Raw genomic sequence first — 26,532 nt, 5'->3', positions numbered from 1 at the left:
TCATGAAGGAAGTGATACTAGTAGGCCGTCCAAATGTCGGCAAAAGCTCGCTTTTTAATCGCTTAGCAAAGCAAAGAATTGCCATAACTAGCGATGTTAGCGGCACTACCAGAGATACAAATAAAACTCAAATTCAAATCGATGATAAAAGCTGCATACTCATAGATAGTGGCGGAATAGATGATAGTAATGAGCTTTTTATCAATGTCAAAAATAATACTCTAAATGCCGCAAAATGTGCTGATATAATAATCTTTATGGTAGATGGAAAGATGTTACCAGATGATATAGATAAAAAATTATTTTATAGCTTATTAAAACTAAATAAACCAATAGCGCTAGTAATAAATAAAGTAGATAGTAAAAAAGATGAAGAGCGTAGTTGGGAATTTAATGAATTTGGTGCTAACGTAGTATTTAATATCTCTGTAAGCCACGCTAGTGGAGTTGATGAGATGTGCGAGTGGATTTACAAGCAGCTGCCACAAGCAAATTTAAAAGCTGACATAGATGATTTTGATGAGTTTTTAGAAGATTTTAATGAACAAGGTGAACTAGACCTTGATAATAAAGCCATAGATTATGAAAATAAAAACATCAAAGTCGGTATCGTAGGTCGTGTAAATGTAGGCAAATCAAGCCTATTAAACGCACTTGTTAAAGATGATCGCTCAGTAGTTAGTAGCATTGCTGGCACAACAATTGATCCGGTAAATGAGAGCTTTGTATATAATGATAGAGTTTTTGAGTTTGTCGATACTGCTGGCATTAGAAAGCGTGGAAAGATAGAAGGTATAGAAAAATACGCCCTAAATCGCACTCAAAAGATTTTAGAAGTAGCAGATATAGCGCTATTAGTTTTAGATGCTAGTGAGCCATTTACTGAGCTTGATGAGAGAATAGCTGGATTAGTTGGCAAATTTGAGCTTGGCGTAATCATTGTACTAAATAAATGGGATAAAGATCATGATGAGTTTGATAAGGTAGCTTTTGAGATTAGAGATAGATTTAAATTCCTAGCTTATGCTCCAATTATAAGCGTTTCAGCCCTTGGCGGCAAAAGAATCCACAAGCTCTACCCTTTAATCCAAGAGATATATCAAAACTACACACAAAGGATTAAAACCTCTGAACTAAACGCATTAATAGAAGAGGCTGTGCGAACTCACCCTATTCCTAGAGATCATGGTAAGATTGTTAAGATTTTCTATGCGGCTCAATTTGGGTTTGCACCTCCTAAAATTGCATTGGTAATGAATAAACCAAGATCTTTACACTTTAGTTATAAGCGATACTTGTTAAATAAGCTTAGAGAGAGATTTAATCTAAATGGGACTCCTGTAGTTCTAATACCAAAAAACAAGGGCAAAAGTGAGACAGACATATAAAAATATAATATTAATAGGATTTATGGGTGTTGGCAAAGGTAGCGTAGCTAGAGTTTTAGCACGCAAAATGGGAGTTTTTGCTATTGATGGAGATGATTTAATAGAGAGCTTTGCTAATAAAAAAATTAAAAAAATTTTTGAAGATGATGGCGAGGCTGAATTTAGAAAAATAGAAAAAAATTTAGCTAAATTTCTAGAAAAATCGGTAAATGGAGCAGTAATTTCTACTGGTGGTGGATTTTATAAGGTTAAAAATTTAAATAAAATCGGCACCGTAATATATCTAAAATCAAATTTTGATAAGATAATAGAACGCATAAAATCTGCTCCAAATGCAGATAAAAAACTAGCCAAAAGACCACTTCTAAGCGACTTAAATAAAGCCAAAGCCTTGCATAAAGAGCGCGATGAAGCATATGCTAAAAAAGCTGATCTTATCATAAATGTAGAGGATAAAACTCCACAGCAAGTAGCTGCTAAAATCATTAAACTACTAAATCGCAAACATCTAAAAGGATAAAATTTGAGAACTCTAACAGGACTTCAACCCTCAGGCAAACTTCATCTAGGCAACTACTTTGCTAGCATTAAACCTATGATTGAAAAACAAAATAATAGCAATGATGAGATGTTTATATTTGTAGCTAATTACCACGCAATGACATCTCTAAGCGATGCAAAAAGCCTAAAAGCCAATACATTAGAAGCTGCGGCTGCCTTTTTATCTTTAGGGATAGATCCACAGCGTTCTACATTTTGGGTGCAAAGTGATATCAAAGATGTATTAGAGCTTTACTGGATACTATCCCAGCTTACTCCAATGGGATTAGTAGAGAGAGCACACGCATATAAAGATAAGGTTGCTAAAGGATTAGAGGCACATCACGGGCTGTTTAGTTATCCAGTGTTAATGGCTGCTGATATATTGCTATTTAATGCTCAAAAAGTTCCAGTAGGCAAAGATCAAATTCAGCATGTAGAGATAGCTAGAGATTTAGCACTTAAATTCAATAACGCTTATGGGGAAATTTTTACTCTACCCCAAGCGCAAGTTGCTCAAAATGTGGCTACCGTACCAGGTACAGATGGAGCTAAAATGAGTAAAAGTTATAAAAATACAATTGATATATTTAGCGATGCTAAAACACTAAAAAAACAGTGCAGCTCAATTGTAACTAACAGCACGCCTTTAGAGGAGCCAAAAGATTGGCAAAATTGCAATATATATGCAATTGCCAAACTATTTTTAAATGAACAAGAACAAGCAAATTTACAAGATAGATATAGCAAAGGCGGTGAAGGTTATGGCCATTTTAAAATGTATTTAAATGAACTGACATGGAACTATTTTGCCCCTGCTAGAGAAAAATTTCAATACTATATGAATAATCAAAATGAAATTATAGATATACTACATCACGGTGCTAAAAAGGCCAAAAAAACCTCTGATGAGATCATGGCAAAAGTAAGAGATGCTGTAGGAATTTATTAAGGAAAAAAGATGATAAACTTAAAATTAATAGAGACAAATTATGATGAATTTAATGCTAAATTAAAGGCTAAAAAGGTTGATGATGGAGTATTAGCTAGCCTTTTAGAAGCTTATAACTCACTTAAAGCTAAAAAGCTTGAGCTTGAAAATATTCAAGCTATCCAAAACGCTAAAAGCAAAGAATTAGGCATAAAAGCTAGAAATAAAGAAGATGTAAGCGAACTAAAAGCCCAGCTAGAGATAAATAAAAAAGAGCTTCAAACTCTATCAAATATAGTCAATGAGCTAGAGTTAAATTTAGAAAAAATTGCTAAAAGTGTGCCAAACATCATAGACGATGATGTCCCACTAGGCAAAGATGAAGATGATAATGTATGTATTTTAAGCGTTTTAAATCCTCGTGAATTTGATTTTACTCCCAAAGAGCATCATGAGCTTGGAGAAGCACTTGGATGGCTAGATTTTAGCACTGGAGCTAAGATCTCTGGAAGTAGATTTACAGTACTTAGAGGCGATGGGGCTAGATTATCAAGAGCGCTTGTAAATTTTATGATTGATTTTAATATTAGTCGTGGATTTGAGCTAGTTAATGTGCCATTTTTAGTCAATTCTAATACACTATATGGCACTGGGCAGCTACCTAAATTTGCTGATGATTTATATAAGGTAGATGGTGAAGATCTCTACTTAATCCCTACAAGTGAAGTGCCAGTAACTAATATATATAACGATGAGATAATTCCAGCTAGCAAATTACCTATTAAAATGACATGCTACTCATCATGCTTTAGACAAGAAGCAGGTAGTGCTGGGCGAGATACTAGAGGGATGATTAGACAGCATCAATTTGAAAAGGTTGAGCTAGTAGCTATTACCAAAGCTGATCAAAGCGACGCAATGCTAGATGAGATGGTAAGCTGTGCTAGTGATATGCTAACTGCTCTTGGCTTACCACATCGCCATATGATGTTATGTAGTGGGGATTTAGGATTTAGTGCTGCTAAGACAATAGATCTAGAGGTATGGCTACCAGGTCAAGGAAAATATAGAGAGATTAGCTCTATTTCAAATACTCGTGATTTCCAAGCTAGACGAGCAAAAATCAGATATAAAGATGATAAGAAAAATAATCTAGCTCACACTCTAAATGGCTCTAGTTTAGCAGTAGGTAGAACGCTAATTGCTATAATGGAAAATTACCAAAATAGCGATGGTACAATCACTATACCAGAAGTGTTAAAAAAATATTTCTAATAGGATTTTAAAGTGGCAGATGAGTTAAAAGAGCTAGAACAAGAACAACAAGAAGTAGTAATATTAGAAAAAGATATGGATATTGATGAAGATATCATTCCTATTGAATCTCCAGAAGATAATCAAGCTCCAATAACGCCACAACAAGAAGAGACTTTAGAAGAACCAGAAGAGATATCGCATAAACCAAAATTTAAATTTGATAAAAAGCTAATAATGCTTATAGGTTCTGGATTGTTTTGTATAATTTTACTAATTATTCTTGCTATTATGGCTTTTACTTCTAAAGATGAAGAGCCTGAGCCTATCTTGCCAACTCAAGCTAATCCTATAATACCGCCAACTATTACACAAAAGTTTCAAAGCTCTAAGATAGATAGTATGCTAATTAAAGCTAATAAATTATATGAAAGCGGCAACAAGATAGAAGCTCTAAAATTATATGAGAATATCGCTGTATATAATGAATCTTTATCAAAGTACAACTTAGGTGTATCTAAGATGAATCAAGGATTATATAAAGAAGCGATTGAGACATTTAAAGAGGCGATTGCAAATAATGAAAATATCACAGTAAGCGCAATAAATATTGCCGTTTGCGCTCTAGAGATTAAAGATGAAGAGCTATTTAAATACTATATTGATTTAGCAAATGCCTTTATAAATAGAGATAGTGATGTAAATTTATATGAGTTTTATAATGCACTTGTAAATTATTATAGAGGTTTTTATATAGAAGCTTTACATACTTTAGATTTATCAGATTCTAAGTATTATACCAGCCAAAAAGAGTACCTAAAATCAAAAATTCTAAGCTATCTACACGAAGATAAAGAGGCAATTAGAGCAATTAAAGCCGTAGAAGATTATGATATTAATCTACCTCTTGGGCTTTTACACGCACGACTTGGCGAATACAAAGAGGCCAAACAGTATCTAAATAAAGCATTAGTAGATGAAAAAAATGCCCCATCAACATATCTTGCAATCTCATTAATTGATATTAAAACTGGAGAATTTGCCTCAGCTGCTACAACCTTAAAAATGCTAAATGACTACAACTCTACATTTGTCAAAGATACTTATCCTATAAAAACTATATTAAATCCAGAACTATTTGATATAAACTTAGCCCAACAAAACTATGATATGAATATATTTTTTGATCAAAATAGCCTATATCAAATTCTATTTTACTTCACACCTTATAAGGCCTTTGATCCTAAACAGACTATAGAGTATATTAGAAAGGGTGGTTTAAGTCTATTTGTAGATGAAAATAGCGTAGCAAGTGAGTATCTACAAACTAGCGGTATAGTATCTAAAGCAAATGTAATGCTCTCTAATGCTATCTTAAAAGCACTAAATAATCAACTAAGAGAGGCAAATAGCGACTTTTTAGAGATTATAAAGCTATATCCAAACCACTCTATATTGCAGTTTAATCTAGCTCTTACCTTTGCTCAACTTGGAGATTTTGCTCAAGCTTATAAGCATTTTGTAACTAGCTATCACCTTGATACATCTAATTATATAGCTGGAGCTTATGCTATAATGACTGCTAAAATGATAGGCAAAGATGCAAAACGCCTAACAAATGAGATCTTAGATAGTATGGGATTAGACTCAAATTTAGATCAAGATAATATCTATAAAGCGATGATTCAACTCACTCAAGGTAATGAGAGCGCACTAAATGGCTGGCTAGATAAAAACAAAAATGATACTGTTTTAGATACTGTATTTAATATAATAACTGCATATATCACAAATAGAAGCGAAGTTATAATTCCAGCTACTGATATACTCAATCAAAAGCTACCAAATGATGTACTAGTCAATATCATATACTCAGCCATACGCTTTGATTCTCAAAATATCAAAAATTACGCCAAAGATATTCAGACGAAATTTCTTACAACCAAACTTGATAAAGGTGTTTTATATGGGGGTGCTACTATTATTAGAATTCAATATATCAAGCTTTTACAAATCGCTGGCTTATTGCATAAAGAGCGTGAAAACATAGTATCTGATCTAAAAGTCTCAACACAAAATACCAAAGATATATTATATACTTTAGCCTATTTAGATCTATTTACAGGCCATTATGAAGAGGCATATACTATTTATAACGAGCTTATAAATAACGAAAATATAGATGATGCAAATACCCTATTTTTAGCTAGTGTAGCAAGTATCGGTGCAAATCATCCAGATAGCGCCATAGGTTATTTAGAGCTATCTAAGCTTACTAATCCAACTTATGCAGAGTCTAGATTGGCGCTTGGATTATTATATCAAGAAGTTGGAAATATAGACGCAGCTATCACCCAGTATAATGGACTAGGTAATAGTGGGTATAGGAGTAAATTTTTTACCTTTAGACTAGAGTAGCTATCTAGTCTGCCCATCACCTCTAATAATATATTTATATGTAGTTAATTCATCTACACCCACAGGGCCACGAGCATGCATTTTACAAGTACTTATGCCAACTTCAGCACCAAAGCCAAACTCTCCGCCATCGCTAAATCTAGTTGAGGCATTAGCATATACACAAGCACTATCAACCAAGCTTAAAAACATCTCGCATACACTATAATTATCACTTATTATAGCTTCGCTATGACCACTACTATACTCATCTATATGACTTAAGGCCTCATCAAATCCACTTACTATCTTTAAATTTAACTCAAAATCCAAATACTCATTATAATAACTAAGCTCATCTGCACTTTGGCACTTTATTATCTGTTTAGATTTATCACATCCATGGATTATTACATTAAATTTATCCAATTCACTTTTTAACAACGGCAAAAACTCATCAGCTATCATCTCATCTACTAAAATACTCTCAGCAGCATTACAAACTCCGGGTCGTGAGCATTTAGCATTTATGCATATATTTAGAGCTTTTTGGATATTGGCATCTTGATGTACATAGATATGGCATACACCTTTATCATGCTTTAGCACTGGCACAGAGGCATTAGAGCTAACAAACTTAACCAACCCTTCACCTCCTCTAGGCACTACAAGATCTAGATATCTATCCATTTTAATGAGATTTTTTACCTCATCTCTACTAATATCAAAATACTCTATACAGCCACCATATTCGCCTAAGCTATCTTTGATTATATTTGCAAGGGCTAAATTTGAGTTTATAGCCTCTTTACCACCTTTTAACGCACAGCCATTAGCACTTTTAATAGCAAGAGCAGCTACTTCAGCTGTTACATTTGGTCTAGACTCATATATCATAGCAATCACGCCAAGTGGAACGCTAATCTTTTCTATCTTTAGACCACTTTTAGCACTCCAACCATCGTGAATTTTACCAATTGGATCTTTTAGCATAGCTATATCTCTAATACCATCTGCAAGAGACTTTATACGCGCTTCATCTAGCTTTAATCTATCTTGCAAAGCTGGACTTAAATCCTTAGCATTTTGTAAATCTATTAAATTAGCTTTTATAATTTTAGCCATATTTTGCTCTATTGCGCTAGCTATATTTAAGATTAAATCCGCTCTTTGATTTTGATTTAAAATTTGTAATTTTTTAGTAGCTTTTTTTAGCTTTTTTAGTCTTTCTTCCATATATTTGCCTACTTGATTTTTGACTATTATATTAGCAAGTTTTTATTAAATTTACCCTTTTATGCGTTCTAAAAATTTTTGTAAATTACCGCTTTGACCTATGCGATATAGGGCAAAATCATACTTAATTGGATCATTTGAATCAAATAGAGCTAAATTATCAGTAATCTGTTTGGCTGCTTTATAGTCATAGCTTTTGCGGCTGCATAGACCAATTGCTTGAGCCACCTTGTGAGTGTGAGTATCAAGCGGCAAAATTAAGCTTGATTTACTAATATTTTTAAACAATCCTAGATCGATATCGCTATCTCTTACCATCCATCTAAGCCACATATTATAGCGTTTATAAGGGCTTTTTGGCTCATTTTCAAATTCTCTACCCCAAAAAAACTCATATCCACTTGAGCGGTAATTATTTAACTTATATATTGATTTAATAAGTGCGTTTATCCCGTATATTATCTTGCCATCTTGCATTTTATTAACAATTATAGATTCTAAATCTAACTCACGCTTGGCCCTAGCTATGGTAATAAAAATCTGCTCTACATCCGTAGGATTTTGAAATCTATATAACCAACCATTGCCTTTTACAATACCACTTATTTGCTGCTCTTGCAAATTTAAAATATCAAATTCCAATCCAGATAAAAACTTCACAATCGCCCTAGCATTACCATAGGCAAAAAGCGCACAAACAAGCGTAATAAATGGATCTGTTTTATATTTTGTTGCAATTTGCAATGGATCAGCAGCACTATATAGGCCACTTATTGTATTTGCCTTAGACAACTCATCATCTAAGGCAAGCTTTAATTTATTCATTACTGTTTAATACTCAAAAGTGAATTAAGCATCTGATCTACTGTAGTTATGATCTTAGCAGCTGCTCCATAGCTACTTTGAAAGCGAATCAAATTTGATAACTCTTCATCCATATTTACACCGCTAATGCTTTGATGTTCGCTATATACACTTGCATATAAAGATTGATTGGTAGAATTTAAAGCAATGACAGATTCAGTTCTACTAGCTATATCTGAAGTTAAATATCTATAATAACCAGTAATACTCTCATTTTTTATACTTCCATCTTTGTTTATAAAATCTACTTGCTTAGTTTGGAGCTGTATCATCTCATTTGCCATAGCATTATCGCCATCTATTGGAGCTTTATTACCTTTGATTTTTGAACTATCAGCTCTTAGGCTTTGTTCAACTTGCATATTTGCAGCCTTATTACCTTCAAAGAACTGACTCATTCCAAAAACACCAGCAAAGTTTGTCCCATTATCTTCAATAGATATAGTATATTCACCCTCAGCTTGCTTTGGCAAAAATCCTAAATGCCCCATACCGGTCTTTTCATCATATGTATATATAGCTTCAAAATAATCATCAAGGTCGTCATTTAAATTATGATTTCCATCATCATCAGTATTTGAATTAAATTGCGCTACAATTGAATTGCCTTGTCTTGTATCATTCATAGTAGTAGATGCATCTATTTTTATCTCTTTAGTTGCTACTACCTGGCCTGTTGCATTATAGATATTTACCTTAAAGCTTCCATCTTTAACATATGAGCTATAATTTTGTAGCGTCATACTCTCATCCATATCCTTTAGATCTTGACTATGCATAGAGTCTTGTGCTGCTAAAGCGTAGATGTTATTGGTATTTACTATCATAGTTTGGGCAAATGTATCAAGATTATTTCTAAAATCTGTTATAGTCCCATCTACAAAATTACCCTCGCCATCAAGATTTCTACCACGCATATCAAGCATTGCACCTAGCTTACCATTGCTAATTTTGTTTGTCATCTCTATCCTAGTCTCATCATTTAACTCATAATAGATAGTAGCAAATCCATCTATTGAGGCTTGAGTATCTAGCTTTAATGGATGAAAGTTTGTCCCTTCTATTATAGTAACACCATCAATAGCAAGAGTATAATCCTTACCTTGGTCAGTCATACTTCCACCATATCTACTATCAGACATTATATCGTTTTTAAATGTTGAGATATTTACTAAATTTGCCATAGTAGATTCTAACTGATCACGCTTATCTCTTAGATCATTAGCATTTACTGAACCGCCTTTAGTCTCTACTGATTGAATTTGCTTATTTATATCTGCTATTTGCTGGCCTATGCGATTTATCTCTTCTACGGCTAAGACGATATCTTCATTTATATTTGTATGGATATTTTTTAACTGATAGGCTGTATCATTTATCCTATTTGTTAGCGTTGTAGTGATATTGAGTAAATTTGTCTTTTGGCTAGACTCATATGAGTGAGAAGCAAAGTCGTTCCACGCTTGATAGTAGTTTTGTATATCATTTAAAAGTCCAGTATCTTGCAAATCTGGAAATCTCTGTGCTATCTCTTTTAAAACCTGCTCTTTATAAGCTGTACTCTCTTTATTTGAAGAGGCGTTTTTAAGCTTAGTAAATGTAAATTCATCATGAATTCTAATAATAGTATCAACTTTTGTACCAAGCCCTATATCACCAGGAGTAGTATGAAGCGGATAGGCTGCTGATTGGACTACTCTTTGGCGTGTATAGTAGTCGCTATTTACATTAGTGATATTTTGACCTGTTACTTGAATTTGAATTTGAGCTGCATTTAGCCCACTTACACCAGTATATAAAGAATCAAAAATTCCCATATCAAACCCTTAATTTAAGTAGTTTTTCCGCATCTGCTAAGCTAGAGTTTTTACCATCTCCATATGTGCTAACTCCATTTTGAACTCCTAGCATTGCCTTTAGTAGCGAATCATAAAATTCTTTAACTACCACTACGGATTTGGCATACTCTTTATTGACCTTTTGTAAAATCTCTAAAGACTCCCTTAATTCGCCTAGCTTATCTTTTATCTCATCTGATAATACACTAGCAAGATCTGTTCCACTATTGGCTTGTGCGAGTTTGATTAATTCGCTATCTAGCTGAGATTTTGTCTTTTCAAATTTGCGTACTAATTCGTTCTTTTTTTTCGTATGTTCATCTACACAAGAGTGATCAGCTTTTTGTATATTTTGTATATCTTGTTTTGTTATTGAGATTAATTCTTGAAGCTCTGATATTGCTTCGTCTAGATAGTGTTTTACCATATTTTGCTCCTTTGATAGCTCAAAGGAGCAGATAAAATCTTAGATTAAAGAGTCTGCGATCTTTTTAGACAAGACATTTATATCTACCTTATACTCTCCATTTTCAATCATCGCAGCCAACTCTTTTATTCTAGTATTGTTACTACTACTTTGAGTTTGCGTTACTTGTTCGTTTTTTTTATCTTCGTTTTTTGGCGTTACTATGCTGTTATATATAGTGCTTGCTTTTATAGAACCTATCATTGTAAATCCTTTTTAGCTAATTATTTTATTTAAGCTAAATCGGAAAAATTCAACTTTTATTTAGGCTCTCTCTTTTAAAAAATCATACAACATTTGCGAAAATCCAAATCCACCACTTAATGCTCTACTCATAGCATCGTTATACATTGAGTTATAAATCTTATCACCTGGATCTTCAGGAAATAGTGGATTTTCATTTTTTAAAGCAATATCTAAAACCTCTTTGACTAAAAATGCCTCAAAAGCATCAGTTTGCTCTTTTAATGCTACATCATCTACTGGTTTTATCTTACCTAGATTTTGCGTGCTTGATGCATTATATGCATTTAATGCTGCACTTGTATCTACTCTCATCATATCACCTCTACACCAGCGTGGATTGCACCAGCTCTTTTTAAATTTTCAATAATTGCTATTATCTCTTTTGGTGTGGCACCTAGTTTATTTAAGGCTCTTGTGATATTTGCCACTGTTATATCATTTTCATTAATTTTAATAGTATTTGTATTTGTATTTATAGCTACATTACCTACATCTACATCACCTGCACTAGGAGCTGCTGGGTCAAATCCACTATCATCTATCTGTATAGTTATAGCACCATGAGATATTATCACAGGTTCAACCTTAATATTTACTCCACTTATTATTGTACCGGTTCGCTCATCGATTATAATCTTCTCTTCGGCTTTATAATCCATCTTTATATCCAATACACTAGCTAAAAACTCCACCATACTAACTCTTTCTGGCTTTGTAATGTTAACAGTTCTTGGATCTAAGGCCATAGCTGAACCGCTACCAAATTTGGCTATAATCGCATTTTGCATATCAATTGCAGTTTGAAAGCTTGAGTTTTTTAGACTTAAATTCGCACTTGGTTTATTGTAGATATCATATACCACCTCTTTTTCTACTAGCGCTCCACTCATTATAGTAGCTACTGTTGGGTGATTGCCACCCTTTGTTGTAGAACCTCCAAGAGTCAAAGCACCTTGAGCTAATGCATATATATCGCCATCTACACCCTTTAGAGCTGTTAGAAGAAGTGTCCCGCCAATTAAATTTTTAGCATCACCAATAGAGCTTACAGTTACATCTAGATTATCGCCTTGACGAGCAAACGGAGGAAGCTTAGCTGTTACCATAACTGCAGCTGTATTTTTAGACTTGATATCATCTGGATCTACTTTAACATTTACAGTTTGGAGCATATTTGATAGCGATTGAATAGTAAATTCACTACTACTTCCATCGCCAGTGCCATTTAATCCCACTACTAGACCATAGCCAATAAGTTGGTTATCTCTTACTCCTACTACGCTAGCTAGCTCTTTGATCGTTGTAGCTTGCAAGCTTACAGCCATACATAAGGATATAAATATTAATCTGATTGCTCTCATACAAGTCCTTTTTATTTGTAATTTCAAACAATTTTGAGTATTTAAGCAATTTGTATTCCAAATTTATTTTATAAGCTATTATAAGAAGTATAATCTTCACAAATAAATAAGTGTGACAATCTTAAATTTAAATAACTATAAATTCAAATTTCAAAAGCCTTAAGAGTTGTTTTGTAGTTTTACTACTCGCAACGACAGCTTTTGTCATTGCGAGTAAATATAAATAAGCGTAATAATCTCGAATTTAAATAATATTAAATCCAAGTAATATTAAAAACTTTAATTACTTAGGATTTACAGTATCTTTATACATCGCCTTACCGCCAGCAATCTCTTTGATTACTATTGAGCGTTCTGCGTTACCTTTTTTATCGATATTTATTATACCTGATACGCCTTCAAAGTTTTTGCTATTTTTGATCTCTTTATTTACGCACTCTCTATCAGCTCCATCAGCACATCTATTCATCGCATCTATCATTAAATAGTATGAGTCAGCGCCAAGTGCTGTAAATCCAGGGACATTACTATCACCATTTTCTTTTGCATATGCTTCTACAAAGGCTTTTGATTTGGCTGTTGGTGGGTTTGAGCTATCAAATGCATCTGTATATAGATATCCATTTGATGCATCGCTAGCAAGCTCGATAAATGTATCATTTGATACACCATCACCACTAGCAAATTGTGATTTTACCCCTATTTGTCTAGCTTGGCGTACTAGTAGCGCAGCTTCTGGATGATAAAATGGCATATACACTAGATCAGGATTTAAGCTATTTATTTGTGATACTATCGCTTTAAAATCCTTATCGCCACTACTAATTTTTAACTCTTTTAGTAGCTTGCTGCCTTGTTTTTCAAACTCTTTTTTAAAGGCTCTTGCTAGACCGATCGAATATGATGTAGATTGATCTACTACTAGCACAGCTGTTTTCATACCTTGACTTACTGCCCATGAAGCAAAACTAGTCCCTTGGAATGAATCCATAAATGTAACTCTAGCACCGTATTTAGCACGGTCTAGCAGCTTATCAGCTGTAGCGGCTGGAGCTATCATAGGCACCTTTTTTTCATCTGCGATTTGTAATACTTGCTGAGTATTACCAGTAACCATTGCACCGATTAGACCGCTTACTTTATCTTCGCTTACTAATCTTGTAGTAGCTGTAGCTGTCTCTACTTTATCGCCTTTATTATCTACTAATACTAAACTAATAGTATCTCCATTTTTTAGTGTTGGTTCTAGCTTGTTAGCTAATTTAATACCAGCCCATGCTGTTTGACCATATGCCGCTACAGCACCAGTAATAGGTAAAACTACACCGATTTTAATCTCTTTAGCAGCAGCTGAACTAATAGCCACCGCAGCAGCTAAAGCAATTAATGAAAACTTTTTCATTTATATCCTTTGTTTTAATCTGTTATTATCAATCTATTATTGCTAAAATTACAAGCTATTACAAATTTTAATTAGCAACTATGAGATATGATTTTATCTAAATTTGACTTTAAGAAATTTGAATTTATGCTTAGATTTAATGGATAAAAAATATAAAAAAGATAGCCTGGTTAAAGTTAAACTCAAATAAAGATTTAAGATAAATTATATATTAAAGATTATCACTCTAAAGGCTAAATGATAAAAAATTTTATTTATAAAAATTATTATCGCTTTTATAATGGATTAAAACTCAATATTTTCAACAATTGGGATATTATCTGTGGTGAGATTTTGCTTGGTTCGATGATGTTTTTTGATAATGGCTGGTTCTTGCACTCGCTCAAATCCAGTAACCAAAATAGCAAAATAGTCAAATTTAGCTCCATTTAATCTAGCATATACCAAATCACCAACATTGCAAGGCTTAGAGCTAAATCCTTGAGCTGATCTGAGCTTACCGTTGCTAGTATCAGTAGATTCAATAATATAAACATAACCACTACTAACTTTACTAATTGAAGTTATAACGCCTTTTATATAGCTGTTTTTAGCAATTTCTACGTGATTCTTAGCAGCTGTACAGCCAGCTACTAAGAGCAGTAATATAAATAAGAATAGACTACGCAGTAACATTAACCACATTACCACTAAGTTCCATAATGGCTTGATTGATTCTATCTAGAGTTTTATCCATTGTTTGTTGAGAGATATCAGGTAAAGCCTGACCCCATAAAGCTTCAGCCTGAGCAAAACCCTCTTTTACTCCCTCTAAGCCGCTTTTCATCATCTCTACATCATCTCCAGCCCCATTAATAACAAAATCAGCTATGCGATTTGCAGTATTATCAATACCAAAATATCCACTATCGCTTATTAAATCACTCGCTTCTTGTGGGCTTAGGTCGCCAATTGGCTTACCGCTATAACCAGTAATATCTATATTTTGATTTAGTAAATCTTTTAATTCTTGAGTAAAATTATTAAAGCTATTATCTTGATTATTAAACCCAAAGCTAAGACTCATAAAGCTAACTTGCATATTAAAATTACCATTTGATAATTCAAAGCTTTGTTGCATAAACTGCATATGATAGCCTCTTGTTAGCTCACTTGCGTCAATCTTGCTTGCAGCCTCTTTAATTCTTTCAATGCTATCTTGCGAATTTGGATTAATGCTTAAAAAATCTAAGCTATTTGTGCCATTTATTTGCATATTTTCTCCTTTTAGAAGTTTATTATAGATATCGGATTTTTTAGTTAAATATGTTGTATTTTAGTGGGTAAATTTAATTTTTGAGTGAATTTGGCTAAAAGAGTAGCCAAATTCAAATTTAAACCTATTTTTTCATACTTAAATAGCTATTTAAAGCACTTACATAGGCTTTAGCACTTGCCATCATAGTATCTATATCTAAACCATGACCTATAAATGGAGGTTCACTAGGACCAAAGGCCACCTTTACAGTAACCTTCGCAAGAGCATCTTTGCCTTGAGATACGGCTGAGACTTTATAATCTTTTAACTCTCCAGCAACCTTACTTATTCTATCAATTACCTTAAATATCGCATCAGCTGTACCATTGCCAAGAGCTGCATCACTAATAATCTCACCATTAAATTTAATACTAATAGCTGCACTTGAATGGCCTGAGTTGCATGAGCTAGTGCTTAAAGTTTCGATTGTATAAATCTCAGGAATTTTGATAATCTCATCACTTACAAGCGCTCTAATATCATCATCAAAAATCTCTTTTTTCTTATCACAAAGTAATTTAAATTTGCTAAACGCTTCATTTATCTCTTCATCATTTAGATCAAAACCTAAATTTACTAACTTATCTTTAAAGGCATGACGACCGCTATGTTTGCCTAAAACTAGAGCATTTTTCTCTGCTCCTATATCTTCAGCTTTGATTATTTCATATGTTTGAGCACATTTTAACATACCATCTTGATGAATACCACTCTCGTGAGCAAATGCATTTTTACCAACGATTGCTTTATTTGGTTGTGGTTCTATACCTGTAATACTAGCTACTAGACGACTTGTAGCATATATCTCTTTAGTAACGATATCAGTATATAATCCACTAAATTCATCACTTCTTGTTTTGATCGCCATAACGATCTCTTCTAAAGCTGCATTACCAGCTCTTTCGCCTAGACCGTTAATAGTACATTCTACCTGTCTTGCTCCAGCCTTAATACTTGCTAGAGTATTTGCTACTGCAAGTCCAAGGTCATTGTGATTATGAACTGATATAATAGCTCTATCTCCAATGTACTCACTCATAATTCTAACCATATCAGCTATCTCATATGGCAATCTAAAACCTACAGTATCAGGCAAATTTAAAGTCTTAGCACCAGCATTTACCACCGCATCACATATCTCTTTTAAAAATGATATATCGCTTCTACCTGCATCTTCGCAGCTAAACTCAACATCATCTACAAAACTTTTAGCATATTGTACCGCTTCAACTGCTCTTTTGATAACCTCATCAGGCTTCATCTTAAGCTTGTGTTCCATATGGATTGGGCTAGTAGCGATGAAGGTGTGAATTCTTCTATTTTTTGCTGGAGCGATTGCATCGGCTGCTGCTTTTATATCACGCTCAAGAGCTCTTGAAAGACTAGCAACTTTAATGGATTCTACCTGTTTGGCTATTTGATTAATCGCATCAAAATCTCCAGGACTAGCAGCAGCAAATCCAGCTTCCATAACATCAACGCCAAGGCGTTCTAATTGAAGAGCAATTTGAATTTTCTCTTCAGTATTCATAGATGCACCAGGGCTTTGCTCACCATCTCTTAATGTTGTATCAAAAATTATAATTTTATTTTTATCCATTTTATTATCCTTAAATTTAATATATTTTATAGTATGCTATGCATAGAGTTATTAAAAGGAGCTACAGAGCAGATTAAGGAGAGAAAGTTTATAGATAAATATATAAATTTTTTTACTATTTGCTATCATTTTTGTTCCTTTATCTTGATATTTTTGGCAAAAAATCTCGCCCAAACAGCACGAATTATACCATATGTAGTATAAATAGAAATCAAAGCAGTAGCTGATTCTAAAGGATATAGATATAAAAGTGAAAATAGTATTACAAGCACTACAAGAGCTTTAATATAATTAGCACGACTAAAATCAACCTTTTTAAAGCTTGGATAGCGTACATTAGAAACCATAAGTATAGAAAGCACGCTCATTAAAATAATAAATATCCACTCATATCCTTGCATAATCTCATATTTATTATAAATTCCAATCCAAAATCCAGCGACTATAGCAGCTGTAGGAATCGGTAGCCCAATAAACATATTTGGTTCATTTTCATTAGTTGTAACATTAAATCTAGCTAATCTAATAGCTCCAAATACTACAAACATAGCTGTAATTAATGAACCAAATCTGCCAAATTCATCTCCAATACTAAAATAAAACAACATAGCTGGAGCTACACCAAAAGCAACTAAATCAGCCAAACTATCAAATTCTACACCAAATTTAGATGTGGTTTTGGTTAATCTTGCTACTCTACCATCTAGCCCATCAAGCACAAGAGAGATTACAAGATAAAAAATAGCCTTTCCAAATTCGCCATTAGCACTAGCTAAAATACTGATAATACCAGTAAATGCACTACCTGCTGTAAATAAATTTGGAAGTATATATATTAATTTATTATTACTACTCATCTATATAACCTATAATATTACAAGCTTTTACTTTATCACCTTTGGTAAGAGATATTCTCGTATTTAAAGGCATTAAAAGAGAGACTTTGCCATCTTTAATAAAGCCTATTCTACGACCAGATTTAACATAAGTTATACTTTCTAAATAAATCTTAGATGTAAGTGCTGAAGTACTAATACGAAGTATAATATCTTGATTTTTAGATATTATGGTAGCTCGGTTATTTAATAAATTTGAGTTTGAATCGCTACTATGCAAATTTAGACCATTACGCCTTTTAATATCAGATATCTCCATATCACAAGTAGCACGCAAAACACCACAATCAATAATTCTTGAGCGAATTAAAATTTCACTATAACTACGACCATTATAATTGCATTTTTTAATATCTTCTACAACTCCATCAATAGGAGACAATATAGCTTTAGAATCTTCGCTTTGTGGTAGTCTTTCAGGGTTTCTATAAACCCACAAAGTAGCTAAAAGTAAGATAGTAAAAAAACTAAACCAAAAATCAAAAATCCAAGATAGTATTAAAAGCACCACCGAAATAGTGATGCATTTATATCCATATTTGCTTATGATTCCTAGATTATTCATCTACTTGATTCTCTTTTGCTTTTTTGATGTCTGAATTCTCATCTTCAACATCTACTAAGCGAGTAGGTAAGCCATTTGCTTCTTCAAATTCTTTAATAATCGCCCTAACTTTATCACCCTCTATAGTCTCTTCTTCATATAAAGATTCTACCATCTTCTCTATAGCACCACGATACAACTCAAGAGTAGATAAAACTGCTTCATATCTCTCATTTAAGAAGTTTTTTACAAACTCATCTAATTTTTGCGCCATATCATCGCTATAATCTTTTAGAGTTTGGCCTCCATTTAAAAATACATTGCGTTGCTTTTCTAGCACCATAAGGCCAGCTACATCAGTCATTCCATACATTGATACCATTGCTTTTATAATATCAGTAGCGCGTTCAAGATCGTTACTTGCACCCGTGCTAATCTCTTTAATAAATACTTGCTCAGCAGCTCTACCACCTAGTAATACATCAACCTTAGCAATCAACTCATGTTTTTGCATTAAAAATTTATTCTCTTCTGGGGCGTTAAGTGTATAACCTAAAGCTGCAATACCACGCGGTATTACCGATACTTTTGTAACCTTATCAGCACCTTTTGTAGTTTCAGCTATTAAAGCATGTCCGCACTCATGATATGTAACTATCTTTTTCTCTTTTGGATTTATACGACGAGATTTTTTCTCTAAACCTGCAATTGCTCTCTCAACTGCTTCAACTAGATCTTGTTGATCAATTTTAGTTTTATTAGAACGACCTGCTAAAAGAGCAGCTTCATTAATGATATTAGCCAAATCAGCTCCAGCTAAACCAGCAGTTAAGCGACCTATCTCATCCATATTTACATCATTTGAAAGCTTAACTTCTTTGCTATGTACTTTTAATATATCAACACGCCCTTTAAAATCAGGTTTATCAACTAAAACTTGGCGGTCAAATCTACCTGGTCTTAAAAGTGCCGCATCTAAAACCTCTGGGCGGTTAGTTGCTGCTAGAACTATTACAGGACTTTTATCGCTATCAAATCCATCCATTTCAGCTAAAAGCTGATTTAAAGTCTGCTCTCTCTCATCATTACCGCCCATCATAGAACCAGCTGCTCTACTCTTACCAATAGCATCAATTTCATCTATAAATACGATAGCAGGTGCTTCTTTTTTGGCATTTTCAAATAGATCTCTAACACGACTTGCGCCCACACCTACAAACATCTCTATAAAGCTTGAACCAGAAACTGAGAAAAATGGAACTTCAGCCTCACCAGCAACAGCCTTGGCAAGTAATGTTTTACCAGTACCTGGAGGGCCTACTAATAGCACACCTTTTGGAATTTTTGCACCAAGACGAATATAGCGTTCAGGATTTTTAAGAAAATCTACGATCTCTTTTACCTCTTCTTTAGCCTCTTCAACGCCAGCTACATCATCAAATTTAACCTTTGGCTTTTCGCTATTTATAAGCTTTTTGCTACTTCCCATACCAAGGATTCCGCTACCCATATTTTTTTGCATTCTACTGGCTAAAAACATCCAGATTGCAAAGAAAATAAACACAGGAATAACCCATGAAAATAGCATATCGCTTAGCCAATTACTCTCACTATATGCTCCATAACTGATGTTATTCTCTTCTAAAAGTGGAACTAAAGTTTGATCGTTAGCAACTTTTTTTACTATATATGTTTGACCATTTCCACTAGCTTTTATAGTGGTTTGACCAATTACTACTTCATTAATTTGCTTTGATTTAATTAAAGATTTTAACTCTGAATAGCTAATATTTTTTGAATTTGCACTAGAAATACCCATTTCATCAGGACTCATACTTCTAAATATTAGCACCATAACTATAGCAAAAATTGCAAATACCAAAATAGGATTTTTATTAAAAAAGTTATTATTATTTTGATTTGGTTGATTTTTATTTTCCATTATTTTCCTTGATTTTTAAATACAAAACTCTCCCACTCATTTTGAGTTAAATTCTCTACTAACTCAAATTGACTAAAGGCATCTATAATTCTACTTTTATATTTTGTTAAAATTCCAGATAAAATTAGTAAGCCACCAGTTTTTACTTTGGATTTTAGGTCATTTGCAAGAAATAGTATAACATCAGCAATAATATTTGCTACTACTATATCATAGCTTTTATCACTGTTTGTTACTGAACCAGTCCAAATATCTTCTATATTTACACCATTTATTTTGGCGTTATGAGATGTACTTTGTACTGCTAACTCATCTGTATCGCAACTACTAACACTTAAACCTAGCTTTGCCATAGCAATACTTAAAATTCCGCTACCGCAACCTACATCTAATGCTTCTTTATAGTTTTTAGCATATTTTGAGATTAATTTTAGGCATGAGTTTGTACTCTCATGATGTCCAGAACCAAAGGCAAGAGCCGGATCGATGATAATATCAATCAATCCATCTTTAGGCTTTTCCCAGCTAGGTCTAATATAAAAATCTCCAGCAGCAACTGGAGCTATGCCTTTTTTATACTCATTAATCCAATCTATATTATCTTTGATTTGTAAGTCAGTAGTTATCTCGCAGCCAAAGCGACTAGCAAACTCTTCAAGTCCCCACTTAGTATCGTCTAAACTCTCCTCGTCTCTAATGATAAAGCCACCATCGATCTCTTCTATACAGGTAAATCCAAATTCAAATACAAGATCTTTTAACGGCTCTATTTGTGAGGATATGACTTTTAATTCGTAATATTTATCTTTCATTACCCAAGAACGTCTTCAAGTTTCTCTTTAAGAACCTGCGGCGTAAAAGGCTTAACAATATAGTTATTCACTCCAGCTTTTAATGCTGTAATAACCTCAGCCTTACCACCCTCTGTGGTTACCATTATAATAGGCATATTTTCATATTTAGACTCAGCCCTAACCTTTTTTACTAACTCTAGGCCATTCATCTCAGGCATATTCCAGTCTGTGATTAAAACTCCAATATCTGGATTTTGACAAAGTATATCCCAAGCTTCCACGCCGTGCTCTGCTTGCAACACATCACTATGACCGAGTCTTTCTAACGTATTTTTTATAATTCTTCTCATAGTAGAGCTATCATCAACAACTAATAACTTCACTAACTATCCTTTCACAACTTTGATGATATTTTATCTAAAATTACTTTTAAAATAACTTTAATAGTTAAAAATTATTTCCAAAAATGTCACTAAGTTCTATTTTACCTTCATAATATGCCTTTCCAATTATAACTCCTGATATGCCTTTGACTTTGCTTGCAACCTCTAAATCAGCTAAACTTGCCACACCGCCACTTGCAATCGTATCAATGCTGCTAGCTTGTGCAATGCTTGATGTAAATTCTAAATTTAACCCACACAGCATACCATCTTTGCTAATATCTGTGGCAATTATCGCTTCAACTCCAGCATCTGCATATAGCTTAGCAAGTTCAGTAGCTCTTATCTGACTTACCTCAGCCCATCCTTCTACTGCTACAAACCCATCTTTAGCATCTATTCCTACAACTATTCTATATTTTTTAGCCATCTCTTTTACAAACTCAGGATTTTTAAGTGCAACAGAACCCAAAATCAACCTACTAACTCCTGAGTTTAAATAGCTTTTTATACGCTCTTCATTGCGTACTCCACCGCCAATTTGTATATTTAAATTTGTAGCATTTACAATTTTTTCTATAGTTTTTAAATTTACAGCATCTCCAGCAAATGCTCCATCTAAATCTACAATATGCAACCACTTAGTCCCAGCATCGCTAAATCTCTTAGCTAGCTCCCACGGCTCATTTGAGTAAATTTTAGCACTATCCATTAATCCCTTTGATAGTCTAACTGCTTTACCTTCTTTTAAATCTATTGCCATATATTTTTCCATCTACATCTCCATAAAATTTTTAATTATTCTTAGTCCGCTCTCATGTGATTTTTCAGGATGAGGCTGAAATCCATAGACATTTTCATACTCCACAGCACTGACAAAATCATACCCATACTCAGTATAAGCTAAAGCAAATTTACTATCACAAACAGCATGATATGAATGAACAAAATACAAATAAGCACTCTTGCCAAGGCCATCTACAATCTTGCTTTGTTTAGTAAATTTAGCCATATTCCAGCCCATATGTGGTACTTTAAGAGGCTTATCAAATTTAGATTCATCAAATTTAATAATACTCCCATCAATAACCCCAAGACCACTATGCTCACCAAATTCATAGCTCTTTTTAAACAAAAGTTGCATCCCAAGACAGATCCCAAGAAACGGCTTACCACTAGCTATAAACTCTAAAATTGCATTATCTAAATTTGTATCTCTTAATCTTTGTATCGCCTTACCAAAAGCACCTACTCCAGGTAATAGCAATCTACTATATTGTTTTAAACGATCAGCATCGCTTACTAACTCACTCTTAGCTCCTAAAAACTCAATGGCATTTTGAACGCTTCTTATATTTCCAGCACCATAATCAATGATCCCTATCAACACTACTCCTTCTTAAAATAAACAGATAGCAACTAAGTGCAATCATCAAAAAACCAACTCCGCCAATAAGATATATCGCATATAATATCTGACTTGGATCAGTAATTGCAAATTTAAATACCAACATAAGAGATTCAATAGCTAAAGCTATAATAATACTCCCTATAAATCTTACCATTGTTCTACTACCGCCATTTTGATGGTGATTTGGCCGACCTAAAACCTCAGCTTCAAATATCGCCTTAACAAGATCAAATATTGCCAGTGCTAAAGTAAGCACAATAGTGGATTCAAAAACCTCGCTAATATTAATCTCATTAAAGCTTTTTAATACAAAGCTCTTTATACCATGAACAAATAAAACCAATGAGATCGCAAAAAGAGCAATAGAAAAAATCGAATATATAAATTTTGTAAATTTACCAAATATTCCATCTACAGAACCAGGGCTGATAATAGCTAAAAGCTCTTTTAACCCAATATCCATACACGCTATATAAAGCAACTCTTTTTTATCATTATATATAGGCATTGAAGCTGTAACACAAAGGCGATTAGTAAGGCTTGATGGATATGGATCAGTTAATACGCATCGCTTCTCACGAACACATCTATAATAATACGCCTTATTACTTCTATTCATTCCTTTACCAGATATATTTTTAGAATCTAGGCTTATGGTATTATCTAGTTGAATTCCATTTTTATCCAATATATAAAATGCATCAAAGCTATCAACCTCATGTGCAATTTTATCAAAACCATCTTTAATATTTTGAGCGCTTACACCAGGGAGATTATTTGGTATATTTCTATCTAAAAGATGGCATAAATAGGCTCTAGCCTTATAGCGTATCTCGCTAAATTCTTCAATCTCTTTAAAAATCACATTAATTCCTATTTTTATTATGATTAAACTCAGGCACAATAAGTTTTAATCTTTGCTCAACTTCTGCGTCATTTTGACTTTGTAATAGATCAGAAATTTGACTATTTAATAGATCGATATCATATGATTGGCTTTTAGTTACAAAGATACTTTCAAATTTAGTTGCTACATCATTTGGATCAATCAAAAGCTCTTCATACAGCTTCTCACCCGGACGCAAGCCTACAAATTTGATTCCAAGATGCTCCTTATTGCTTAATCTTAGCATTCTTTTAGCCATATCAGCGATACGAACTGGCTCACCCATATTAAGCACAAAAAGCTCACCACCACTTGCAATGCTAGCTGCTTGAAGCACTAATTGACACGCCTCACTAACAAGCATAAAATATCTTGTAATATCAGGATGAGTTACGCTAAGTGGCTCATTAGCTGCTATTTGGGCTTTAAATTTAGGTATAACACTACCGCTACTTCCTAGCACATTACCAAATCTAACTGCAACAATCTCAGTAGAGTTGGTATTTGAATTTAACGCATATAATTCACAAACCCTTTTAGTAGCTCCCATGATATTTGTCGGCCTTACAGCCTTATCAGTTGAGATTAACACTACCTTTTTAGTTTCATATTTTTTGGCTAAATCTATAACATTTTTAGTTCCCATTATATTATTTTGCACAGCAATTAAGGGATTAAACTCACATAATGGAACATGCTTATATGCAGCTGCGTGAATCACTATATCTGGGCGAAATTTAGAAAATACAAAATCAAATTCATTAATATGAGTGATATTTAACATAACTAAGCGATTACGCTCATCAGCATTGGTTGCTTCATTAATCTGATATAGATTATACTCGCTATGTTCTACCATTATTAACTCTTTAGCACCAAATTTCAAGCACTGCTTGCATATTTCGCTACCTATTGTTCCACCAGCTCCAGTAACCATCACTACCTTGCCACCTATAAACGACTCAACAGCTGCACTATCGAGGTCTTTTGGTTTTCTAGCTAGTAAATCTTCTATGCTAATATCTGTAATTCCCTCATTTTTTTGCCCAATTAAAGAAAATATTTTAATATCTTTAAATCCTAAAGTATCTAGCTCATCATATAGCTCTTTAAGCTCATTTGGCATAAGTTTTAGAGCTATTATAGCGCTTTTTACGCCATCTTCTATATAGCTTTTTAGCTCATCTTTATGACCTACTTGATAGCCATCGCAATATGTGCCTACTAGATCTTTTCTACCATCTACTATACCTACGGCGTAATAGTTTGCATATCCACTTTTGAGTCCTTTTAGGATTTGTAGAGTTTTAGAAGTAGAGCCTATAATAACGCAAGGTTTGCCATTTTTAGCCTTTTTAAAGTCCATTAAAGCTCGTTTTGAAATTCTTAAGCTACCTACCATAATAGCCGAAAGAAGCGCATCTATAATAATAACACTTCTTGGAAAAGGAGCAAAGATCTCCTCATAAGACAAAAATATTCCAAAAAATATTCCCGCACAAAGCAGACAAGCTAGCGTAATCTTTCTAGACTCATTTAATCCAAAAAATCTCCACGGCACTCTATAAATTTGAAAAGCCCACAGCATAGCGATCTTTATCACAAGTAAAATCGCCCCACTATATATCATTCCAGGAATAAATATCTCAGGTATATCCCCGCTAAATCTAAGTAAAAAAGCAAAATATATACTAAATGCAAATATCAAAATATCGCATAGTAAAAAAAATGCTATTCTACGCCTCTTAGTAGCCCTAATCACAGCGCACTCCTAACGATATTAGCAACTTTTTCTACTAATTCATCACTCATATCAGCACCACTTGGAAGGCAAATTCCTCTACTAAAATAATCCTCACTCGTGCCATCTACAACGCATTTAGCACCTTTAAATACTGGTTGAAGGTGCATTGGCTTCCATAGTGGTCTGCTTTCTATATCATGTTTATTTAGTGCTTCTATAACTTTTAAATGCTTATTTTTCTCTTTAAATAAAAGCGTAGTAAGCCATCTATTGCCACGCGAATTTGGAATTTCAGGCATAAACTCGCCCAGATCACCAAGTAAATTTGAGTAGATATCAAATATCTGCCTTTTTCTCTCTACTCTATCTTGCAAGACCTCCATCTGCCCCACTCCAATAGCGCCTAAAACATTACTAAGTCTATAATTATACCCATAATCTAAATGCTCATAATGTAGTAGCGGCTCTCTTGCTTGCGTGCTGTAATATCTAGCTTTATTAGCTATGTTTTTATCATGGCTAACTAACATACCGCCACCACCTGTGGTTATGATCTTATTTCCATTAAAACTATAAACTCCAATATCGCCAATACTTCCAAGTGCTTTGCCTTTATAAAATCCGCCCAAAGCCTCAGCTGCATCTTCTATAATAGCTATATTATTTTCAGCACAAATTTCTACTATCTCATCCATCTTTGCTGCTTGGCCATATAAGTGGGTTATAATTAGTGCTTTTGGCTTTTTAGGACTTTTAGCAATCGCTTCTTTAAGAAGTTTTGGGCTAAGATTCCAACTCTCATCACAATCGATAAATATAGGCTCACATCTTTCATACATTATAGGATTTACACTAGCAGCAAATGTAAAAGATGAAGCCAAAACAGCATCGCCATCGCCTATTTTTAAAACTCTAAGCGCTAAATGCAATCCAGCAGTTGCTGAGCTAAGAGCTACTGCATTTGGTGATTTAGTATAATCTTTTATACTATTTTCAAATCTATCTACAAACTCACCAAGCGGTGCTATGTAATTGCTATCAAACACCTCTTTTATATACTTTTGTTCATTGCCACCCATATACGGAGCGCTTAAAAAAACTCTAGCCATTAT

At 33.6% G+C, this 26,532-nt stretch carries 26 protein-coding genes; 5 read left to right on the top strand and 21 right to left on the bottom strand.

The window, feature by feature from the left end; genetic code table 11:
- The first annotated feature begins 2 nt into the window (after positions 1-2).
- From der to CVIC12175_RS02145, 5 genes are read left to right on the top strand one after another with little or no spacing between them, the layout of a single operon-like run.
- Entirely contained in the window at positions 3-1,388 is a 1,386-nt protein-coding gene (gene der / locus CVIC12175_RS02165; RefSeq protein ID WP_086302492.1) for a ribosome biogenesis GTPase Der, read from the top strand.
- The gene (locus CVIC12175_RS02160; RefSeq protein ID WP_257789269.1) at positions 1,372-1,908 is read left to right on the top strand and encodes a shikimate kinase; all 537 of its coding nucleotides are present in this window, start codon (positions 1,372-1,374) and stop codon (positions 1,906-1,908) included. The genes der and CVIC12175_RS02160 overlap by 17 nt, the downstream gene beginning before the upstream one ends.
- Positions 1,909-1,911: 3 nt before the next feature.
- Positions 1,912-2,880 (top strand): tryptophan--tRNA ligase, encoded by a 969-nt coding sequence (trpS, locus tag CVIC12175_RS02155; protein ID WP_086255877.1) that lies wholly within the window; start codon positions 1,912-1,914, stop codon positions 2,878-2,880.
- 9 nt (positions 2,881-2,889) lie between these two features.
- Positions 2,890-4,134, top strand: coding sequence for a serine--tRNA ligase (gene serS / locus CVIC12175_RS02150; RefSeq protein ID WP_086302494.1), 1,245 nt, complete (start codon positions 2,890-2,892; stop codon positions 4,132-4,134).
- 12 nt (positions 4,135-4,146) lie between these two features.
- Positions 4,147-6,531, top strand: coding sequence for a tetratricopeptide repeat protein (locus tag CVIC12175_RS02145; protein ID WP_086302496.1), 2,385 nt, complete (start codon positions 4,147-4,149; stop codon positions 6,529-6,531).
- Here the strand turns inward: CVIC12175_RS02145 and CVIC12175_RS02140 are convergent, their stop codons facing one another.
- The 21 genes from CVIC12175_RS02140 to pglE all read right to left on the bottom strand — a co-directional run bounded on the left by CVIC12175_RS02140 (position 6,532) and on the right by pglE (position 26,529).
- Positions 6,532-7,746, bottom strand: coding sequence for a glutamate-5-semialdehyde dehydrogenase (locus CVIC12175_RS02140; RefSeq protein ID WP_086257125.1), 1,215 nt, complete (start codon positions 7,744-7,746; stop codon positions 6,532-6,534).
- Between the two features lie 51 nt (positions 7,747-7,797).
- Positions 7,798-8,571 carry a TIGR02757 family protein gene (locus tag CVIC12175_RS02135; RefSeq protein ID WP_086255873.1) on the bottom strand — a complete coding sequence of 258 codons (774 nt, stop codon included), beginning with the start codon at positions 8,569-8,571 and terminating at the stop codon, positions 7,798-7,800.
- Positions 8,571-10,427, bottom strand: coding sequence for a flagellar hook-associated protein FlgK (flgK, locus tag CVIC12175_RS02130; RefSeq protein WP_086257127.1), 1,857 nt, complete (start codon positions 10,425-10,427; stop codon positions 8,571-8,573). The genes CVIC12175_RS02135 and flgK overlap by 1 nt, the downstream gene beginning before the upstream one ends.
- Position 10,428: 1 nt before the next feature.
- A complete protein-coding gene (flgN, locus tag CVIC12175_RS02125; RefSeq protein ID WP_086257130.1) occupies positions 10,429-10,875 on the bottom strand; it encodes a flagellar export chaperone FlgN in 447 nt (148 codons plus the stop codon).
- 39 nt (positions 10,876-10,914) lie between these two features.
- Positions 10,915-11,118, bottom strand: a complete 204-nt coding sequence (locus CVIC12175_RS02120) for a flagellar biosynthesis anti-sigma factor FlgM (RefSeq protein WP_086257133.1) — start codon at positions 11,116-11,118, stop codon at positions 10,915-10,917.
- 60 nt (positions 11,119-11,178) lie between these two features.
- A complete protein-coding gene (locus tag CVIC12175_RS02115) occupies positions 11,179-11,472 on the bottom strand; it encodes a rod-binding protein (protein WP_086257136.1) in 294 nt (97 codons plus the stop codon).
- Positions 11,472-12,521 carry a flagellar basal body P-ring protein FlgI gene (locus CVIC12175_RS02110; RefSeq protein ID WP_086255871.1) on the bottom strand — a complete coding sequence of 350 codons (1,050 nt, stop codon included), beginning with the start codon at positions 12,519-12,521 and terminating at the stop codon, positions 11,472-11,474. The genes CVIC12175_RS02115 and CVIC12175_RS02110 overlap by 1 nt, the downstream gene beginning before the upstream one ends.
- Before the next feature lie 283 nt (positions 12,522-12,804).
- On the bottom strand, positions 12,805-13,923 hold the full coding sequence (locus tag CVIC12175_RS02105; RefSeq protein WP_086255870.1) for an ABC transporter substrate-binding protein: 1,119 nt from the start codon (positions 13,921-13,923) through the stop codon (positions 12,805-12,807).
- A 285-nt stretch (positions 13,924-14,208) separates the two neighbouring features.
- A complete protein-coding gene (locus CVIC12175_RS02100; RefSeq protein ID WP_086255869.1) occupies positions 14,209-14,598 on the bottom strand; it encodes a hypothetical protein in 390 nt (129 codons plus the stop codon).
- Positions 14,585-15,178, bottom strand: coding sequence for a hypothetical protein (locus CVIC12175_RS02095; RefSeq protein ID WP_086255868.1), 594 nt, complete (start codon positions 15,176-15,178; stop codon positions 14,585-14,587). Before CVIC12175_RS02095 ends, CVIC12175_RS02100 begins: the two co-directional genes overlap by 14 nt.
- 124 nt (positions 15,179-15,302) lie before the next feature.
- Positions 15,303-16,820 carry a 2-isopropylmalate synthase gene (locus tag CVIC12175_RS02090; protein ID WP_086302498.1) on the bottom strand — a complete coding sequence of 506 codons (1,518 nt, stop codon included), beginning with the start codon at positions 16,818-16,820 and terminating at the stop codon, positions 15,303-15,305.
- Positions 16,821-16,945: 125 nt separating this feature from the next.
- Positions 16,946-17,677, bottom strand: coding sequence for a CDP-diacylglycerol--serine O-phosphatidyltransferase (gene pssA / locus CVIC12175_RS02085; RefSeq protein WP_086246825.1), 732 nt, complete (start codon positions 17,675-17,677; stop codon positions 16,946-16,948).
- Positions 17,670-18,281, bottom strand: a complete 612-nt coding sequence (locus tag CVIC12175_RS02080) for a phosphatidylserine decarboxylase (protein WP_086302501.1) — start codon at positions 18,279-18,281, stop codon at positions 17,670-17,672. The genes pssA and CVIC12175_RS02080 overlap by 8 nt, the downstream gene beginning before the upstream one ends.
- Positions 18,274-20,202, bottom strand: a complete 1,929-nt coding sequence (gene ftsH, locus CVIC12175_RS02075; RefSeq protein WP_086302503.1) for an ATP-dependent zinc metalloprotease FtsH — start codon at positions 20,200-20,202, stop codon at positions 18,274-18,276. Before ftsH ends, CVIC12175_RS02080 begins: the two co-directional genes overlap by 8 nt.
- Positions 20,202-21,014: a 50S ribosomal protein L11 methyltransferase gene (locus CVIC12175_RS02070; RefSeq protein ID WP_086255865.1), complete on the bottom strand. Its 813-nt coding sequence runs from the start codon at positions 21,012-21,014 to the stop codon at positions 20,202-20,204. Before CVIC12175_RS02070 ends, ftsH begins: the two co-directional genes overlap by 1 nt.
- Positions 21,014-21,379: a chemotaxis response regulator CheY gene (locus tag CVIC12175_RS02065; RefSeq protein ID WP_086255864.1), complete on the bottom strand. Its 366-nt coding sequence runs from the start codon at positions 21,377-21,379 to the stop codon at positions 21,014-21,016. The genes CVIC12175_RS02070 and CVIC12175_RS02065 overlap by 1 nt, the downstream gene beginning before the upstream one ends.
- 64 nt (positions 21,380-21,443) lie before the next feature.
- On the bottom strand, positions 21,444-22,154 hold the full coding sequence (gene hisA / locus CVIC12175_RS02060) for a 1-(5-phosphoribosyl)-5-[(5-phosphoribosylamino)methylideneamino]imidazole-4-carboxamide isomerase (RefSeq protein ID WP_086257138.1): 711 nt from the start codon (positions 22,152-22,154) through the stop codon (positions 21,444-21,446).
- A complete protein-coding gene (gene hisH, locus CVIC12175_RS02055; protein ID WP_086255862.1) occupies positions 22,155-22,766 on the bottom strand; it encodes an imidazole glycerol phosphate synthase subunit HisH in 612 nt (203 codons plus the stop codon).
- Positions 22,750-23,655, bottom strand: a complete 906-nt coding sequence (locus CVIC12175_RS02050; RefSeq protein WP_086246832.1) for a PDC sensor domain-containing protein — start codon at positions 23,653-23,655, stop codon at positions 22,750-22,752. The genes hisH and CVIC12175_RS02050 overlap by 17 nt, the downstream gene beginning before the upstream one ends.
- Position 23,656: 1 nt before the next feature.
- Positions 23,657-25,438 (bottom strand): UDP-N-acetylglucosamine 4,6-dehydratase (configuration-retaining), encoded by a 1,782-nt coding sequence (gene pglF, locus CVIC12175_RS02045; RefSeq protein ID WP_086257140.1) that lies wholly within the window; start codon positions 25,436-25,438, stop codon positions 23,657-23,659.
- On the bottom strand, positions 25,435-26,529 hold the full coding sequence (pglE, locus tag CVIC12175_RS02040) for a UDP-N-acetylbacillosamine transaminase (protein WP_086302504.1): 1,095 nt from the start codon (positions 26,527-26,529) through the stop codon (positions 25,435-25,437). The genes pglF and pglE overlap by 4 nt, the downstream gene beginning before the upstream one ends.
- Positions 26,530-26,532: the final 3 nt, after the last annotated feature.

The organism is Campylobacter vicugnae, assembly GCF_002139875.1.
Taxonomy (GTDB): domain Bacteria; phylum Campylobacterota; class Campylobacteria; order Campylobacterales; family Campylobacteraceae; genus Campylobacter; species Campylobacter vicugnae.
The sequence above is the reverse complement of the archived record's forward strand: the minus strand, read 5'-3'. Positions and strand labels throughout refer to the sequence as shown.